We start from the raw sequence: 16,700 nt of genomic DNA on the forward strand, positions 1-16,700 counted from the left end.
GGACACCTGTTTCGGAAGCCGCATATGCTAGCATAATCTCCCTTTTCCCAATGCCCGGGCAGCATGAATTCTGTTCAGGCGATGCTTGAATCCCGTTTGAGAGCCGACATGACCCCCGAAGCCATCATCGAAACCCTGAAAACGCTGGTCGACGCTGACAAGGTACGTACCGATCGCGAATCTCTGGACACCTGGGGCCGCGACTGGACCAAGCAGTTCGAGCCGGCGCCGCTGGCGATCGTGTTCCCCAAGAGCATCGAACAGGTCCAGGCGGTGGTGCGCTTCGCCAATGAACACAGACTGGCCCTGACCCCCTCTGGGGGCCGCACCGGCCTTTCCGCTGCGGCTGTCGCGGCCAATGGCGAGATCGTCGTGTCCTTCGACTACATGAATCGCATCCTCGACTTCAACGCCTTCGACCGCACCGTCACCTGCGAGCCCGGTGTGGTGACTGCCCAGCTGCAGCAATATGCCGAGGATCAGGGCCTGTACTACCCGGTGGACTTCGCCTCCGCCGGCTCCAGCCAGATCGGTGGCAACATCGGCACCAACGCCGGCGGCATCAAGGTGATCCGCTACGGCATGACCCGCAACTGGGTGGCCGGGCTCAAGGTGGTCACCGGCACCGGCGAGCTGCTGGAGCTGAACAAGGGTCTGATGAAGAACGCCACCGGTTACGATCTGCGCCAGCTGTTCATCGGCGCCGAAGGCACCCTGGGCTTTGTGGTCGAGGCCACCATGCGCCTGGAACGGGCGCCGAAGAACCTCACCGCGATGGTGCTGGGCACACCGGACTTCGACTCCATCATGCCGGTGCTGCACGCCTTCCAGGGCAAGCTGGACCTGACCGCCTTCGAGTTCTTCTCCGACAGGGCGATGGCCAAGGTGCTGGCCCGGGGCGATGTGCCCGCCCCCTTCGAGACCGACTGCCCGTTCTATGCGCTGCTGGAGTTCGAGGCGGTCAGCGAGGAGGTGGCCAACGAGGCACTGGCGACCTTCGAACATTGCGTCGAGCAGGGCTGGGTGCTGGACGGCGTCATGAGCCAGAGCGAACAGCAGCTGCAGAACCTGTGGAAGCTGCGTGAGTTCATTTCCGAAACCATCTCCCACTGGACGCCCTACAAGAACGATATCTCGGTGACCGTCAGCCAGGTGCCGGCCTTCCTGCGCGACATCGATGCGATCGTCGGCGAGCACTACCCCGACTTCGAGATCGTCTGGTTCGGTCATATCGGTGACGGCAACCTGCACCTGAACATCCTCAAGCCCGACGCCATGCCCAAGGAGGAGTTCTTCGCCAAGTGCGCCAGCGTCAACCAGTGGGTGTTCGATATCGTCAGGAAATACAACGGTTCGATTTCCGCCGAGCACGGCATGGGCATGACCAAGCGCGACTACCTCGGTTACAGCCGCAGCCCCGAGGAGATCGCCATCATGAAATCGGTCAAGGCGGTATTCGACCCCAACGGCATCATGAACCCGGGCAAGATCTTTCCGGTCTGAACGGCCCACGGAGCAATCAATGGTCTACCAGCACAAGTACGTCGACGGCTCGCCCATCAACCTGCTGCTGGGCAAGGTGGTCTGCGTCGGCCGCAACTATGCCGAGCACGCCCGGGAGCTGAACAACCCGGTGCCCAGCGAACCGCTGCTGTTCATCAAGCCGGCCACTTCCGTGGTGCCGCTGGCCGAGCCCATCGCACTGCCGAAGGGCCGGGGAGCGGTGCATTATGAAACCGAGATCGCCCTGCTGATCGGAGCCCCCCTGTCCGGCCTGGTCAGCGCCGAGCAGGCCAGCGATGCCATTGCCGGTATTGGCCTGGCGCTGGACCTGACCCTGCGCGAACTGCAGGACCAGCTCAAGAGCAAGGGCCACCCCTGGGAGCGGGCCAAGGCGTTCGATGGTGCCTGCCCACTGTCGGCCTTCGTGCCCACTGCCAGCGCACCGGCGCTGAATGACCTGCCGCTGCAGCTGCATGTCAACGGCGAGCTGCGTCAGGATGGCAACAGCAGCGAGATGATCACACCGATCATTGCCCTGCTCCAGCACATCGCCGGGGTGTTCACCCTGCAGCCGGGTGATGTGGTGCTGACCGGCACCCCTGCCGGCGTCGGCGTCCTGCAGCCAGGCGACCATCTGAAGCTGAGCATCCCGGGGCTGTTGCAGGCAGACACCAGGGTCGCCGACCACTGAGTACGGTCCGGACCACAGGCGACAGTTCTTCCCTGCAGAACCTTCCCGCCTGCCGGCGCTCCAAATCAGGCGCAGTACGCACCAAGGAGTCTCGCTTGAAAGTTTTTTTGCTGTTGTGCGCCGCCCTGATCGCGCTGGGCGGCGCCACCCTTCGCTATACCCAATGGGATACCTACCTCTGGCATCACTGGAACATCAACCGTCAGGTTACCCCCGCCGACGCCCTGGACCTGAGCCGCTATCGGGTTGATATCGAGGCCGTGGCGCTGGAGGGCGTGGACGATGACCTCTCGGCGCTGGCCTTCAATGACGAACGCAACACCCTGTTCGGCCTGGTCAACGGACAGCCGGATCTGCTCGAGATCAGCCTCGACGGCAAACTGCTGCGCCGGGTCCGGATCGAAGGCGTGCGCGACATGGAGGGTATGGCTCACATCGGCGGCGACCGCTACGTGATCGCCGAGGAGCGCCATCAGCGGCTGCGCATCATCGAGCTGCCCGACGGGGTCCAGACGCTGGATGTGAGTAACAGCCCGCGTCTGACCATCGCCATCGATGACAGCGACAACCTGTCCTTCGAAGGGCTGAGCTGGAATGCCAGCGAGCAGAAGCTGTTGCTGGTGCGCGAGCGCGATCCGTTGCGGGTGCTGGTGGTGGAAGGGTTCGTCAATGGCGACGGCGACCTGCTGCAGGTGGACATCACCGAGAAGGCCAGACTCCAGGAAGAGGACCTGTTCGTTTCCGACCTTTCGGCCGTGGAAGTCGACAACCTGAGTGGCAACCTGCTGCTGCTCAGCGACGAGTCGCAGATGGTGGTGGAATATGCCCCCGGGGGCAAGGCCATCAGCCTGCTGGGACTACGGCGCGGTTTCCATGGGCTCCAGCGCAGCGTGCCGCAGGCCGAGGGCATGGCGCTGGACAACGAGCGGCGGCTGTATATCGTCAGTGAGCCCAACCTGTTCTATCGTTTCTCCCCCGTCGAGCCCTGAAGCTCAGGCTTCCGGGGTCTCGGTCAGCAGCCGGGCCAGCTGATCCAGCTCGGTTTCATTGAACACCCGTACACCGTGGCGGCGCAGCGCCGCTGCGGTGACGCCCTCGCCGGCGACCCGGGTGCCGGTGAAGCCGCCGTCGTAGGTTTCACTGTTACCGCAGGAAGGGCTGCGCGCCTTGAGCACCGCGTAGCGGATACCGTGCTGCCTGACCCGTTGCAGCGCCAACTCCGCACCCGCAATAAAGGCGCGGGACACATCCCTGCCCTCGATATCCAGCACCTGCACTCTGCCGTCCAGCACCGCAGCCCCCTGCCCTCCGGGGATCTCCGCTGGCTGTCTGGGCGTTGGCAGGCCACCGGCGACCTCCGGGCACAACGGCACCAACCGCCCCTGGGCCTGCCATTGCCGCAGTAAAGGCAGTGCACCATAGGCGCCGCCGTCATACCGTACCGGCTGGCCCAGCAGGCAGGCGCTGACCAGAATCTTGTCCATCTCCTCTCCGAATTGCTCAGCGCAACAGCGGGTTGTCCGGGCGCCGCCGGAACCAGCCTACCAGACTGGCGCGATCCCGTCGGGCCAGCAGCACCTCATGCACGATGCTGTCGCTCATGAACACCGCCAGGGTTCCCGCCCGCGGCTCCACGTCCAGAGGGCCGTCCGGCAGGTGCAGGCGCAACTCCCCGCCGTCGCCCGGCTGCCACCGACTGTTCAGGTAGAGCACCACGGATACGGTCCGCAGCGGGCTTTCCTTGAAGCGATCCACATGCCGGCGATACCCGGCACCGGGAGGATACAGAGCGTAGTGGGTCTCGTAACTGTCCAGCCCCAGCAACAGCGTACGGTTGAGGGTGCGCTGCAACTCGGCCATCGCCTGCAGGTAGGCGGAATGCGCCGGGCTGGGAGGACAATCGTCCAGCCAGCGTATGTGATCGCCACGCACTTCCGGCAGCACCTGCCGCTCACCGAAGCGGCCTACCGCGGCCGGGCGCAGCGCCTCGCTGTTCCATAGCGAACGGCAATTGTGCTCCAGCTCGGCAAGCACCTGCGGCGACAGACCGCTCTGGGTGACTGCCCAGCCATGTTCGGCCAGTTGATCGGCAACGGGCAGCAGACGCTCTACCGCGGCGGCAGGGAACTCGGGCATCGTCTTCATACTCAAATCGGGGAACAACAGCGGCGCCTGGGATCAGGCGGACAACGCCCGAGACAACGGGCGCCGCCCAGTGTAAACGATAGACAAAACCCGCCGGAATAGTTCTTCAACCATTTATTGGCGTTTTCATCTGCGAGGTCCCATGCACTCCATTTCCCTGCGTTTTCTTTTCGCCCTGCTGGTCCTGACGGGACTGTTCAGCAGCGCAGTTCAGGCCAGCACCTCGGAGCTCTACCAGGCCAGCGGCATGGCTCAGCATCAGCAGCACTTCCAGGCGGCGCTGGCATCGGCGCAGCAGCGCTACGGTTCGCAGCTGCCGGCGGCAGTACGCGACCCCCTTGTGCGCAACAGCAGCCAGCGCTTCGATCTGGCCGCCATGCATGACCGTGCCCAGACCCGGCTGGCGCTGGAGCTTGATGACCAGCAGATGCAGCAGGCACTGACGTTCTTCAACAGCCCGCTGGGCCAGCGCATCGTTGCGGCCGAAACCCGCGCCAGCTCGCCCGGGGGCGCGAGCACCATGCAGCAGGGTGTGCCGAACATGGAGCTGAGTGCGGAGCGCCGGGCTCTCATCGAGCGGCTGGCCGCGCGATTGCCGGCACTGGAGATGGGAGTGGAAGTATCAACTGCACTGACCGGGCTGGCGGCGCAGAGCGCCAACGACCTGCTGGGCGGGCTGCTCGGCACCGCTCCGGCCGGTGACAGCGGCCGCGAACGGCTGCGTCAGCAGATGCGCCCCAACCTGCCCAACACCCTGGCCTACGTCTACCGCGACCTGGATGACGCGGAGCTGACCCGCTTCGCCGAATGGGCCGAATCGGACGCGGGGCGGGCCTTCTACAGCGCCGTAGAGCGCGCGGTGCAGGATGCGCTGAACCCCTGAGACAGCAGCCGGGCTGCGTCAGTAGCCCAGCCTGTCGCCCAGCCAGTCCAGGTAGCGCTGGCGGAAGTCGGCCTGCTCATTGGCCAGGTGGTGGCGGGCCTCGGGCAGGTACAGCAGCTCGGGGCCGTTGAACTTCTCCTGCAGCACCCGGATGTTGTGCTGCCAGTCGACCGTCCCGTCGGCCTGGCCCTGGACGATCAGGGGCCGGTGCGATGACGGCATGGCCGTCTCGATACGCGGAATCCACTTGTCCAGTGCCTGCACCCAGGCAACCGGCAGCACCTGTGGCTGCAGCGGATCGTGCTGGCGGATGAAATCGAGAAACGCCTCGTCCGTCGAATTGTCGGTAAAGCGCCGTCCCAGCTGCTGGATGAACCCGCCCAGCAGTTTCAGGCTGAACTGCGACACCCCCCACTGTCTGGGTCGCACCAGTGGCGCCATCAGCACCGTCTCACCGGTCTGCTCGGGCAACGGTCCGTGCAGCAGACGGTCGATGAGTATTGCGCCGCCGGTGCTCTGGCCGAGGAAATGCCAGGGCGCGGGAAGACGCCAGTCCTGCGCATGCTGGATGACGCCGTCCAGCACCTGCTGGTAGCGCAGGAAACAATCGATGCTGGCCCGTTCCCCACTGGACAGACCGTGCCCCGGGAGATCGAAGGCCATGACGGCCAGCCGGTGGCCCAGCGCCCAGCGGATCACATGGCCGTACAGGCCCATGTGGTCGTAGTAACCGTGCAGAATGATCAGCGTGCCCCGCGGCAGGCTCGGGCGCCATACCTGAACCGCCAGGTCGAAACCATCAACTTCAATGTGACCAAGGTGCTGATCGACCTCGGCGCTGAAGTCGATTCCGTAATAGGCGGCGTATTGCTGTGCGGTAGGATTGAAGGGCTGCCCCGGTTCGAGTTGCGGCAATTGCGCGACAAGCCTTTCGAAAAACGTCTGATCCATCAAGGGGCCTTCTGCGGTGATTCCGGAAGCTGCCATCAGCTTACCCCCGGAAACGGGGAAAAATCCGTTCCATGGTCTCGATTTTGGAACAATTCAATGTTTCGAACATGCTTTGCAAGGAATCATCGTGTAACATGCTGCGTCTCCAAATGCCACGTCCTTATGCGCCACGGCGCAGTTTCTCAGCTGAGTGAGGGGTTTTCATGAGCGAACGCATCCAGATTGGTAATCTCCAGGTTGCCAGGATTCTTTACGACTTCATCAATGAGCAGGCCATCCCGGGTACCGGCGTGGATGCCACTGCCTTCTGGAAAGGCGTGGACACGCTGATTCATGACCTCGCCCCGAAGAACCGCGCCCTGCTGAGCAAACGTGACGAGCTGCAGGCGAAGATCGATGCCTGGCACCAGCAGCGCGCCGGTCAGCCCCACGATGCAGCCGCCTACAAGGCGTTCCTGCAGGAAATCGGCTACCTGCTGCCCGAACCCGCCGACTTCAAGGTTACCACCGAAAACGTCGACGAAGAGATCGCCACCATGGCCGGCCCGCAGCTGGTCGTGCCGATCACCAACGCCCGCTTCGCCATCAACGCCGCCAACGCCCGCTGGGGTTCACTCTACGACGCCCTGTACGGCACGGACGCCATCAGCGAGGAAGGCGGCGCGGAAAAAGGGCCCGGCTACAACCAGGTGCGTGGCGACAAGGTGATTGCCTTCGCCCGCGCATTCCTTGATGAGGCAGCTCCGCTTGCCAAAGGTTCCCACAGCGAAGCGACTGGCTACAGCATCGCCAACGGCCAGCTGGTTGTGAGCCTGCAGGACGGCAGCCAGACCGGCCTGCAGCAGCCCGAGAAGTTCATCGGCTTCCAGGGTAACGCCGCCGAGCCCGGCGCCGTGCTGCTGAAGAACCATGGCCTGCACTTCGAGATCCAGATCGACCGCAGCAGCAATATCGGCAGTACCGATGCCGCCGGCGTGAAGGACGTACTGATGGAAGCGGCCATCACCACCATCATGGACTGCGAAGACTCGGTCGCCGTGGTGGATGCCGAAGACAAGGTGCTGGCCTACAAGAACTGGCTGGGCCTGATGAAGGGCGACCTGGCCGAGAACATGAGCAAGGACGGCCGCGCCTTCACCCGCACCATGAATGCCGACCGCCAATACACCGCCGCCGATGGCAGCGAGCTGACCCTGCACGGCCGCTCCATGCTGTTCGTGCGCAACTTCGGTCACCTGATGACCATTGATGCGGTACTGGACAAGGACGGCAACGAAGTGCCCGAGGGCATTCTCGACGGCATCTTCACCAGCCTGGCAGCCATCCACAACCTCAAGGGCAACACCACCCGCCGCAACACCCGCAAGGGCTCGATCTACATTGTCAAGCCGAAGATGCACGGTCCGGAAGAAGTGGCGTTCGCCAACGAACTGTTCAACCGCGTGGAAGACCTGCTGGGTCTGGAGCGCAACACCCTGAAGATGGGCATCATGGACGAGGAGCGCCGTACCACGGTCAACCTCAAGGCCTGCATCAAGGAAGCCAGCGAGCGCGTGGTGTTCATCAACACCGGCTTCCTCGACCGCACCGGTGACGAGATCCACACCTCCATGGAAGCCGGCCCGGTGGTACGCAAGGCTGCCATGAAGAGCGAGAAGTGGATCGCCGCCTACGAGGACTGGAACGTCGACCACGGTCTGAACCTCGGCCTGTCCGGCCGTGCGCAGATCGGCAAGGGCATGTGGGCCATGCCCGACCTGATGGCCGGCATGCTGGAGCAGAAGATCGGTCACCCCATGGCCGGCGCCAACACCGCCTGGGTTCCGTCCCCGACCGCAGCCACTCTGCACGCCCTGCACTACCACAAGGTGGATGTGTTCGAGCGGCAGAAGGAACTGGCCAAGCGTCCCTTTGCCTCGGTAGACGACATCCTGACCATCCCGCTGGCCAAGGACACCAACTGGAGCGCGGAAGAGAAGCAGAACGAGATCGACAACAACGTCCAGGGCATTCTCGGCTACGTTGTGCGCTGGATCGACCAGGGCGTCGGCTGCTCCAAGGTGCCGGACATCAATGATGTCGGCCTGATGGAAGACCGCGCCACCCTGCGCATCTCCAGCCAGCTGCTGGCCAACTGGCTGCGCCACGGTGTCATCACCGAGGAGCAGGTGGTCGAAAGCATGAAGCGCATGGCCGAGGTGGTCGACCGGCAGAATGCCAATGATCCGGCCTACCGCCCGATGGCACCGAACTTCGATGACAGCATCGCCTTCCAGGCGTCGCTGGAGCTGATCCTCGAAGGCACCAAGCAGCCGAACGGCTACACCGAGCCGGTTCTGCACCGCCGCCGTCGCGAGTTCAAGGCGCGTTACGGCTGCTGATCGACGCAGCGCCCCGACAAGCCCGGCCAGAGCAATCTGCCGGGCTTTTTCATGCCTGATCGGTAGGGAAACGGCCTTTCGTCGGAAAGTGGCCTTCTGATATCAGTCCGCCCTGACCTTCCCACCGGGCTGACGTATCATTGACGCCGATTCCACAGCACCCGGCATCGGCCCGGGTCGTCTACTCTTGATGACAAGTTCGTTTCCGGATCAGGTACTCCATGCCCAGTCTTCGTTTCCTCCTGCTCGCCTTTCTGCTGGCCAGTCCCCCGCTGCTTGCCCAGACGGAAGACCGCTTCAGCTTTAACGGTTTCGGCACCGTTGGTGTCAGCCGGCTGGGTGGCGAGGACAGCGGGCGCAGCTACGGCATCCAGGGCCAGGTGAACGACCGGTGGCGCGGCGACGACCTGTCCCGCATCGGCGGCCAGCTGACCTGGGACCTGACCGAGGACCTGGTCGCCACCGCCCAGGCGACGCTGGCCGCCGAGCAGGACAGCTGGGGGGTCGAGCTGGACTGGCTGTACCTCGGCTGGCAGGCCACCGACCGGCTGACGCTGCGCGCGGGCCGGCTGCGCAATCCGGTGTACATGTATTCCGAAACCCTCAATGTCGGCGTTACCTACCCCTGGCTGCGGCTCCCGGACGAGGTCTACTTCCAGCTGCAGATCAGCAACTACGAAGGCATCGACCTGCTGTACGACACGCCGCTTGCCTTCGGCATGCTCACCTGGCAGATCAACGCCGGGCAGGCGCTGAACCGCGACCATTTCATCCATGACGATCTTCACGACATGGATTACCGCAAGCTTTTCGGTGCCAACGTGAAGCTGACCACCCATCATTGGGGCAGCTTCCGCATCGCCTACAGCGAAGCAGACCTGGACCTGCGCATTCCCTACATGCAGGGCACACCGCTGGAGGGCATCGCCGAGGGGGTGAAAGGCAAATACACCGCCGTCGGCTACCAGTACGACAACGGGACCTGGCTCGCCGCCAGCGAAGCGACCCGGATCGTTGTGGAAGGCCTGACGCCGTCCACCAACGCGTTCTACGTGATGGGCGGGCGGCGCTTCGGCCGGTTCGGTGTGCATCTCACCTACGGCGAACTGGATGACGAGTTCACAGGCCAGCAGAGCTCCTGGACCGGCGGGCTGTCCTACCGTCTGAGCCCGTCTGTGGTGCTCAAGGGCGAGTATCGCCGGGTCGACAATGCCAACGAGAGCCAGGGCGCTTTCGTGCGGGGCGGCGCCGAGTACCTCGAAGCGCTTGCCCGGCGGGAATTCCTGGGCGAGCCAAGGGCGACCTTTGACGGCGACATCGTCTCCGTCGGCGTCGACTTCCTGTTCTGAGGCCCGCCTGATGATTCTGCATCCGCGTCGGCTCGTGTTCCTGCTGCTCTGCTGCCTGTCCGGGCTGGGTCAGGCGGATGTTGCGGTGATCGTGCATCCGGACTCCGGCGCCTCGCTGACGCCGGCGCAGGTTGCCAGTGTCTACCTGGGACTGGACCGCTCGATGACGCCGGTTGACCTGCGCCAGTGGGGAGACACCCGCACGCACTTCTATCATCAGCTCATTCGCAAGAACGAGGCCCAGCTGAAATCCCATTGGGCGGCGCTGATCTTCACCGGCAAGGGCCGCCCGCCCCAGGGCGTGCCGGACGAATCGGCCATGCTCGACAGAATCGCCACCGATCCGCGGGCGATAGGCTATGTTGACAGAGAGAGTGTGGACGACCGGGTTCATGTACTGTTCGTCGTTCCGTAGTGCCGCATGATCGCCTGTAGACAGAGGATGACGGCCGCGCCCGCGGCTGAGGTGGACCCATGCATCTGAGCACGACCTATCGCAACCGATCTTTCCTGCAACTGGTGGGGGTGCTGCTTGTTGCCGCCTTTGCCGGACTGTTCACCCTTTACTACGTCACCGATGTGCTGGACCGGTATTTCACCGAACACAGCGCCTATCTGGCACGCCAGGCCATCAACAATGAAAGCGAGAGCCTGCGGCGCGAAGCCCTGGCCCATGCCCGCATCGCTGCCAGCTACCGCCTCGCCGGCGACACCCAGAGACAGATCGGCGCGCTGCATTACTACTACCAGCGCACCGGCCAGCAGAACGTGCAGATCTTTGCTCCGGACGGCCGCCTGGTGCACGGTGACCCGGACAGCAGCACTGCCCTGAATGACGCCCAACGCGAACTGCTGACACCCGACCGGGACAGCACCGATGGTTCCTCCGTCGGCCTGATCCGTACCCCGGACGGTCCGGCGCTGGCTGCTGCTGCGGTAATCCCCTCAGTGGAGGAGCACCAGGCGCCGCCCCTGCTGTTCGTACTTGCCCAGCCGATCGATGATTACGAGCTGTTGCAGCTGGGCTTCGACTACGGCCTGACCGACCTGCACATTGCCGATGAACGGGCCCCGCCCGACAGCCGCCTGCAACTGGCCTACGTTGACGGCTCGCCGCTGTTCCTCAGCTGGATGGCCCCCACCTTCGGTCGAGAACTGCTGCACAACCTGCTCCCCGTCATCCTTGGCTCGGCGCTGGTACTGGCCCTGCTGGTCGCGCTGATCGCCCGGGATGCCCTGCGCAATGCCGCTCGCCTGGTCGCCAGTTATAACCAGCTGAACGCCAGCCGCAGCCAGCTGGAGTCAAGCGAGAAGCGCTTTCGCGACATTGCCGAAGCCGCCTCCGACTGGCTCTGGGAAACCGATGATCAGCTGCGGCTGGTGTACCTGTCCGGCCGTTTCGAGGCCATTACCCACTACCGGATATCCGACTGGCTGGGGCGCCCTCTGAGCGACATTCTCGATTGCGAGGGACAGGCCCTGCGCGACTGGCTGGAGTCCGGGGATACCGGGGTCCTGCGTTGCAGCTATACCGACCAGCTGGGCAATCAGCGGATCGGACAGCTGGCCTCCAGACCGATCATGCGCGACGGCCTCTGCATCGGTTACCGGGGCGCCGCCAGCGACATAACCGAGCGGGTTCGCGAGCAGCGCCAGATCGAACACCTGGCGCTGCATGACCCGCTGACGGGGCTCGCCAACCGCGCCCAGTTCCAGTCGTACCTCGACGAGAACCTGGCCGCAGCCCAGCCACTGACGCTGCTCAGTCTGGACCTGGACCGCTTCAAGCAGGTCAATGACAGCCTCGGCCATGCTGCCGGCGACGCGGTGCTCAAGGAAGTGTCCGACCGCCTGCGTCAATACACCCGCGCCCAGGACCTGGTCGGTCGCCTGGGCGGCGATGAGTTCGTGATGATCATCTGCGGACCGATCAGCCGGGACAGTCTCGACCAGCTGAGCCAGCGCATCATCGAGCGCCTCGGCCAACCGATGGATTATCAGGGCAACGAGATACATATCGGCACCAGTATCGGTACCGCCAGTGCTCCGGAACACGCCAGGGACGCGGACGAGCTCATGCGCTGTGCGGATGTCGCCCTGTACCAGGCGAAGAAGGCAGGACGCGAGACCTGGCGCCACTACTCGGGCGGGTGAATCGCGCATGGCGCCGGGACGGGCTGCGCCCCGGCGCAGGGGTCAAACTAGTCTGACCAGTCGTTGAATTGCACCGAGACCGAGCGCACCCGGTCGGATGACCAGTTCGGCACGTTGATCACCTGCTCCTCGCCGCCCCGACGGGAGTCGAGACGGAGTTCGATGGTCCCACTGCCATCAGCCGTAGCCGGCAGATAGTAGTCCACGGCGGTCATGAACGGCAGCACGGCGAAGACCGGGTCCACCTGCGAGAGATCACTTCGCTGGTCACTGCCCTTGTCGTGCACGAACAACACGCTCAGCCGCTTGAGCAGCGGCGCCGTCACGGTGTTGACCATCTCGGCCCCATTGATGGTCAGGCTGTCGTTGTTGGCGCCCTGGTCGCCCCAGAGCTCCATGTCCCGACCGATCATCAGATTGGTATGGGCTGAGGAGCGGGCCAGCAACCGGCCGACTCCCTCACCCGGACGGGAGGTATTCAGGCGCACCAGCAGACTGTCCTGACGGTAGGGTTCGCGGTAGAAGTAATGCTCCTCCCCTTCCCCATGCAGCAACGCAAACTCCACGCTGGCGCCCTTCTCCACCCGTACCGGCCCCCACTCCCCGCTGTCGCCGATATCCTGGGTGTGCAACGGGGTATCGCTCAACCGGGCACCCGTGACCGGATCGATGGTATGAATCTCGAGCCGGGTACCCGACGCGCCGCTGTTCTGCGGAAACAGGTTGGCCTTGCCTGCCAGCCAGACATGCTCGCCTTCGGCGTCGGGAATGGCTGTGGTCCGCGGCTCCTCGTCATTGAAGAAGCGATAGATGCGGGCGAAGGACTCGGCCGAGGTGGCCACCTCGATGTGACCGACCGGATCATCCTCCGGCGGGTAGACGTTCTCCGCCCCGACCACCTCTTCCGTCACATACTGCCCCCACAGCGCCAGCGTCGGAACGCCACCGGGCGGGGCCGCAGCGCTCCTGCCATCGATGTTCACATAATGAGCAACCTTTGCCGCATTGGCCGGATCAGCCAGATACAGCTGGCTGACTGCCGTGCCCAGCGAATGACCGAGCAGGTTGACCTGCTCCGCACCCGTTTTCAGCAGAAGCGCGTCGATCATCGCGTTGATCTGCCGGTGTCGCTCAGCCATCAACGCGGGATCAAGAGGGTTGGCCGAAACGGCGCTGCTGTCGTACTCGAAGGCAGCGATGTGCCCGGCGGGGTATCCATTGGCCCGGAAACGCCGGGCCTGCGACTCGAACTGCGAAGCCGAGCCGGCACCGCCATGGATGAACACAACCGGCAACCTGTCGTGATCCAGCTCTACCCCATCGCGCTGGGCCAGCGAATCATTGAGGTGCTGCCAGGCGCGCAGTGCACTGCGCAACGCACGCTGACGGTCATCCGCATTCTCGGCGAACAGCTGCTGCCGGTTCAGCTCGGCGAGCATATCCACCATTACGGCCTCGAAGGCAGGCGTGTCCGCAAGATCGATACCGGCCAGATTGCTGGCCGCCAGATAATCCTCCACGGCCTGGTCGATCGCTTCGGTGATCTGGATGCCATTGACCAGATTGCCGTCACTGTCCAGCGTCTGCAGCAGGCGGGCGATATTGAGCACGGCCGGGTCCTGCAGACTGCCATCCTCCACCAGATCAACGGGGGTGATGACCTCCGCTCCCTCGGCGGAACCCAGCTCCAGACCGCCCACCCGGAACGTCAGACGCTCTCCGGACCGGTAATTGAACTGCCCTTCGCCATTGGTACGTCTCGACTCACCGTCCACGATGTAAGTGAGCCCGGCAACAGGGCTGTCCACGAACACCCCTTTCAGATCACGATCCGAATCGGAACTGGAGCCGGACCCGGAAAAACATCCCGCCAGCAAGGTGAAAGCCAGGCCCGCCAAGGGGAAACGCCACCCCCGCGCCGGCGCGACAACGATCGCTATTCTGCTCATTGCATATCCTTTTATTTATTCTTGTTCAGGAATTGCCCGGCTGACATTGTTCTCAAGACAATTCAACAGACCGAGCAGTCATGAAGCATAGCAACCAAATGTCGCAATTGATAACAGAAGCCAGAATATGCAGACCGTACCGAGGCCACCCCAGCCCTCCAGGTGCCGAAGTCTGCCAGACTGGCGGGGCTACCCAGATCAAAACCGCCACCTTGGCGTCAACACAAAACCCAGGCCCATGCCGGGGTGTTTCATTTACGCAGGGAGTGAACGCAGTCGCAGCGCTCCGGTCTGAAGATGCATGACTATGGAAACACTGATCGACATGCTGCAGTGGCCAGCCATGCTGGTCACCCTCATCGCCGCCTGGCTGGTGGGGTCGCGCAACCGTCTCCGCCGCTGTGCCGGCTTCCTGTGCTTCATCCTGAGTAATGTCCTGTGGATCATCTGGGGCTGGCACAGCGACGCCTGGGCGCTGATCCTGCTGCAGGTGGGCCTTTTCGTCATGAATCTGCGGGGCACCCGCAAGAATGCTGAGCCCGCCGAAGGGGACCGGCGACAGGCTGCCTAGGTGACGCGGTCCAGCCCGGCCGGAGCGCAGTCAGGGCTCACTCTCCCAGGTGAAGTAGCCGAATTGGATCGAATAACGGGGTTTCGTTCAGCCGCGCGCCCGAGGCAAAAGTATAAGCCGAACCATACTATCCGCACCCAGCGCCGAGGTGTTGTTCAAACTGCCCCTTGGTCACCCCATCGGCGCCCGCCATGCAGATTCTTGCGCCTGTAAAAACCCCTCCAGACGACCCAGCGTTTTGTTTACTTACTCACGATCTCTTTTATTCCTGGCGTCCAAATAAGATATTAGCCATACAGACAAACCCAAGAAGGAGCCCGAAGCTCCTCCCACTCGTGCCGCATAGAAAATTTCGTCCCAGAAGCTATATTCAAACGTTTTATACACACAGAAAACATATATATCTAAAAAAAGACGAAGAGAAAAAATTGCTACAAACACAATACACACACAGTAAAGCACAATAGGGAAAACATCTCCCCCAGTAACAGGCCGTTTTAATTCCTTACTGCCAATTCGCATTTTTCTTCTCTGCCGTAGCTATCGAGGCGTCCGTGACATTTATCGCTTCCAGATCCGATGCGCTCAATTGGTAGGTGATATTTGCACCGCCACCAATAGCGCCACCGATTACGAGAGTTACTCCCTTCGCTGTATGGCTAATAACTCCCCGCCGGTCAACATAGCCATTGCCCAAGCTTTCATAAATTCTTGAGCTGGGTCCGGCCCCTCAAAACCTTCGCCCCTAGCCATTGCCCGAAGCGCCTGGTTAACCTCCTCGGGCGAGGCTCCCTGCTGCCGAAGATAATCAGCCATGGAGGTGGCAGACTCTCCGTACTCCATCAACCCCTGCGGCAAGTGCAGGTCCCAGTTATATTTAGTGGCATTACCCGCTACCGAGGCACGATCTGCATGTCTTGCTCGTCCCCTCCGGCCATGGATGCGACCAGCACCCCCAGCACCTGTGAGTTCATCGTCAGCAAGCCGATGCGCTGATCCGGCTCCATTCCACTGTACTGCTGCGCCAAGCTATCGATCACCGCCTCATTCGCACCGGCGACCAGCGCGCCCGTTTTGAAATCATGGCTTCATCATTGGTCAGCCCAGCCAGGTAGCGTTACCCGGTACGAGCCATGATTGCTTCGCGTACCAGTCGTTGTTCGTAGAGGCCATCTCACTTATATCGCCAAGCTGTCCGCAACTTCACTTCAACGTTTGTTTTCATCCCCGTGTCGCTTATCCATTATTGACAACAGGCAGGCTCCCACAGCTGAGAAACTTCCAGCGATCACACCAGCAACGATAGAACTCCTAAGCTCATCCATCCCGAACTCGAAGTTACCGCCCCGAAAAAAATGGAACCCCCAAAAGCTGATACGTATAATAAAAATCAATGAAAATGCAACAAAGACACAGTAAATCAACAACAAAATAAACTCTTTAACATACAAAAAATAATCTCTCATTTGTTTTTTCCATTATCTAATATAGCCTTACTGGAGTCCGAAGCAGCTTCCGACGCGAAGGCACCAAAAACTGCACCTATAATTTGAGCGGCTCTTTTTGGGATTATTGTTAACGCCCTATCTCCAAATATTTTACCTGCACCTGCTCCTACAACCGAGCCTACCCCGGCTCCTCCCATAGCGCTACCAGGCTCATTCCCTTTAACTTGGCTTCCTATATAAGCGCCGCCCATGTTTACTCCAACTGTGCCGGCTAAGCCCCTCCCTTGGGTGAGCGCGCCTACTGCCGTAGCTATCGAGGCGTCCGTAACGCTTATCGCTTCCAGATCCGATGCGCTCAATTGGTAGGTGATATTTGCCCCGCCGCCAATAGCGCCACCGATTACGAGAGTTACTCCCTTCGCTGTATGGCTAATAACTCCCCCGCCGGTCAACATAGCCATTGCCCAAGCTTTCATAAATTCTTGAGCTGGGTCCGGCCCCTCAAAACCTTCGCCCCTAGCCATTGCCCGAAGCGCCTGGTTAACCTCCTCAGGCGAGGCTCCCTGCTGTTGAAGATAATCAGCCATGGAGGTGGCGGACTCTCCGTACTCCATCAACCCCTGCGGCAAGTGCAGGTCCCAGTTATATTTAGTGGCATTACCCGCTACCGAGGCA

15 protein-coding genes and 1 pseudogene are annotated in these 16,700 nt (G+C 62.3%); 9 read left to right on the top strand and 7 right to left on the bottom strand.

From position 1 onward, the window contains the following. Positions 1-108 precede the first annotated feature (108 nt). From IEW63_RS09375 to IEW63_RS09385, 3 genes are all read left to right on the top strand, one after another. Complete coding sequence (locus IEW63_RS09375; protein WP_188636344.1) at positions 109-1,503, top strand: D-2-hydroxyglutarate dehydrogenase; 1,395 nt, start codon at positions 109-111, stop codon at positions 1,501-1,503. 19 nt (positions 1,504-1,522) lie between these two features. Beyond that, positions 1,523-2,194: a fumarylacetoacetate hydrolase family protein gene (locus tag IEW63_RS09380; protein WP_188636345.1), complete on the top strand. Its 672-nt coding sequence runs from the start codon at positions 1,523-1,525 to the stop codon at positions 2,192-2,194. A gap of 95 nt (positions 2,195-2,289) precedes the next feature. Continuing rightward, positions 2,290-3,183, top strand: coding sequence for an SdiA-regulated domain-containing protein (locus IEW63_RS09385; RefSeq protein ID WP_188636346.1), 894 nt, complete (start codon positions 2,290-2,292; stop codon positions 3,181-3,183). Positions 3,184-3,186: 3 nt separating this feature from the next. Here the strand turns inward: IEW63_RS09385 and IEW63_RS09390 are convergent, their stop codons facing one another. Continuing rightward, on the bottom strand, positions 3,187-3,678 hold the full coding sequence (locus IEW63_RS09390; protein WP_188636347.1) for a 2-thiouracil desulfurase family protein: 492 nt from the start codon (positions 3,676-3,678) through the stop codon (positions 3,187-3,189). Between the two features lie 16 nt (positions 3,679-3,694). Then, positions 3,695-4,339 carry a 2OG-Fe(II) oxygenase gene (locus IEW63_RS09395; RefSeq protein WP_229710427.1) on the bottom strand — a complete coding sequence of 215 codons (645 nt, stop codon included), beginning with the start codon at positions 4,337-4,339 and terminating at the stop codon, positions 3,695-3,697. Positions 4,340-4,481: 142 nt separating this feature from the next. On the opposite strand from IEW63_RS09395, the gene IEW63_RS09400 reads away from it, so the two are divergent. Beyond that, positions 4,482-5,222 carry a DUF2059 domain-containing protein gene (locus tag IEW63_RS09400; protein ID WP_188636348.1) on the top strand — a complete coding sequence of 247 codons (741 nt, stop codon included), beginning with the start codon at positions 4,482-4,484 and terminating at the stop codon, positions 5,220-5,222. 18 nt (positions 5,223-5,240) lie between these two features. On the opposite strand, the gene bipL is transcribed toward IEW63_RS09400, so the two are convergent. Beyond that, complete coding sequence (gene bipL, locus IEW63_RS09405) at positions 5,241-6,173, bottom strand: phospholipase BipL (protein ID WP_188636349.1); 933 nt, start codon at positions 6,171-6,173, stop codon at positions 5,241-5,243. A gap of 203 nt (positions 6,174-6,376) precedes the next feature. Between bipL and IEW63_RS09410 the strand changes: the two genes are divergently transcribed. From IEW63_RS09410 to IEW63_RS09425, 4 genes are all read left to right on the top strand, one after another. Next, positions 6,377-8,554: a malate synthase G gene (locus tag IEW63_RS09410; protein ID WP_188636350.1), complete on the top strand. Its 2,178-nt coding sequence runs from the start codon at positions 6,377-6,379 to the stop codon at positions 8,552-8,554. Positions 8,555-8,775: 221 nt separating this feature from the next. Beyond that, on the top strand, positions 8,776-9,903 hold the full coding sequence (locus IEW63_RS09415; protein ID WP_188636351.1) for a porin: 1,128 nt from the start codon (positions 8,776-8,778) through the stop codon (positions 9,901-9,903). A gap of 10 nt (positions 9,904-9,913) precedes the next feature. Beyond that, entirely contained in the window at positions 9,914-10,318 is a 405-nt protein-coding gene (locus tag IEW63_RS09420; protein ID WP_188636352.1) for a phosphate ABC transporter substrate-binding protein, read from the top strand. Positions 10,319-10,377: 59 nt separating this feature from the next. Further along, the gene (locus tag IEW63_RS09425) at positions 10,378-12,057 is read left to right on the top strand and encodes a diguanylate cyclase domain-containing protein (protein WP_188636353.1); all 1,680 of its coding nucleotides are present in this window, start codon (positions 10,378-10,380) and stop codon (positions 12,055-12,057) included. Between the two features lie 47 nt (positions 12,058-12,104). Here the strand turns inward: IEW63_RS09425 and IEW63_RS09430 are convergent, their stop codons facing one another. Then, positions 12,105-14,006, bottom strand: a complete 1,902-nt coding sequence (locus IEW63_RS09430) for an alpha/beta fold hydrolase (RefSeq protein WP_188636354.1) — start codon at positions 14,004-14,006, stop codon at positions 12,105-12,107. Positions 14,007-14,313: 307 nt separating this feature from the next. Here IEW63_RS09430 and IEW63_RS09435 point away from each other — a divergent pair, with 307 nt between their 5' ends. Next, positions 14,314-14,577: a hypothetical protein gene (locus IEW63_RS09435; protein WP_188636355.1), complete on the top strand. Its 264-nt coding sequence runs from the start codon at positions 14,314-14,316 to the stop codon at positions 14,575-14,577. A gap of 893 nt (positions 14,578-15,470) precedes the next feature. On the opposite strand, the gene IEW63_RS09440 is transcribed toward IEW63_RS09435, so the two are convergent. From IEW63_RS09440 to IEW63_RS09450, 3 genes and pseudogenes are all read right to left on the bottom strand, one after another. Then, positions 15,471-15,617, bottom strand: coding sequence for a hypothetical protein (locus IEW63_RS09440; RefSeq protein ID WP_188636356.1), 147 nt, complete (start codon positions 15,615-15,617; stop codon positions 15,471-15,473). A 168-nt stretch (positions 15,618-15,785) separates the two neighbouring features. Then, positions 15,786-16,043, bottom strand: a complete 258-nt coding sequence (locus IEW63_RS09445) for a hypothetical protein (protein WP_188636357.1) — start codon at positions 16,041-16,043, stop codon at positions 15,786-15,788. Beyond that, a pseudogene (locus IEW63_RS09450) lies at positions 16,040-16,700 on the bottom strand (hypothetical protein); the annotation flags it as partial. The gene IEW63_RS09445 and the pseudogene IEW63_RS09450, both read right to left, overlap by 4 nt.

Source organism: Halopseudomonas pertucinogena, from assembly GCF_014646575.1.
GTDB lineage: Bacteria > Pseudomonadota > Gammaproteobacteria > Pseudomonadales > Pseudomonadaceae > Halopseudomonas > Halopseudomonas pertucinogena.

Bases quoted from the DNA above. Each gene is read 5' to 3' on its own strand.
- IEW63_RS09435 (WP_188636355.1), top strand. From the start codon at position 14,314: ATGGAAACACTGATCGACATGCTGCAGTGGCCAGCCATGCTGGTCACC.
- IEW63_RS09375 (WP_188636344.1), top strand. From the start codon at position 109: ATGACCCCCGAAGCCATCATCGAAACCCTGAAAACGCTGGTCGACGCT.
- IEW63_RS09445 (WP_188636357.1), bottom strand. From the start codon at position 16,043: ATGAGAGATTATTTTTTGTATGTTAAAGAGTTTATTTTGTTGTTGATT.
- IEW63_RS09395 (WP_229710427.1), bottom strand. From the start codon at position 4,339: ATGAAGACGATGCCCGAGTTCCCTGCCGCCGCGGTAGAGCGTCTGCTG.
- IEW63_RS09420 (WP_188636352.1), top strand. From the start codon at position 9,914: ATGATTCTGCATCCGCGTCGGCTCGTGTTCCTGCTGCTCTGCTGCCTG.
- IEW63_RS09390 (WP_188636347.1), bottom strand. From the start codon at position 3,678: ATGGACAAGATTCTGGTCAGCGCCTGCCTGCTGGGCCAGCCGGTACGG.
- IEW63_RS09400 (WP_188636348.1), top strand. From the start codon at position 4,482: ATGCACTCCATTTCCCTGCGTTTTCTTTTCGCCCTGCTGGTCCTGACG.
- IEW63_RS09415 (WP_188636351.1), top strand. From the start codon at position 8,776: ATGCCCAGTCTTCGTTTCCTCCTGCTCGCCTTTCTGCTGGCCAGTCCC.
- IEW63_RS09380 (WP_188636345.1), top strand. From the start codon at position 1,523: ATGGTCTACCAGCACAAGTACGTCGACGGCTCGCCCATCAACCTGCTG.
- bipL (WP_188636349.1), bottom strand. From the start codon at position 6,173: ATGGATCAGACGTTTTTCGAAAGGCTTGTCGCGCAATTGCCGCAACTC.
- IEW63_RS09430 (WP_188636354.1), bottom strand. From the start codon at position 14,006: ATGAGCAGAATAGCGATCGTTGTCGCGCCGGCGCGGGGGTGGCGTTTC.
- IEW63_RS09425 (WP_188636353.1), top strand. From the start codon at position 10,378: ATGCATCTGAGCACGACCTATCGCAACCGATCTTTCCTGCAACTGGTG.
- IEW63_RS09410 (WP_188636350.1), top strand. From the start codon at position 6,377: ATGAGCGAACGCATCCAGATTGGTAATCTCCAGGTTGCCAGGATTCTT.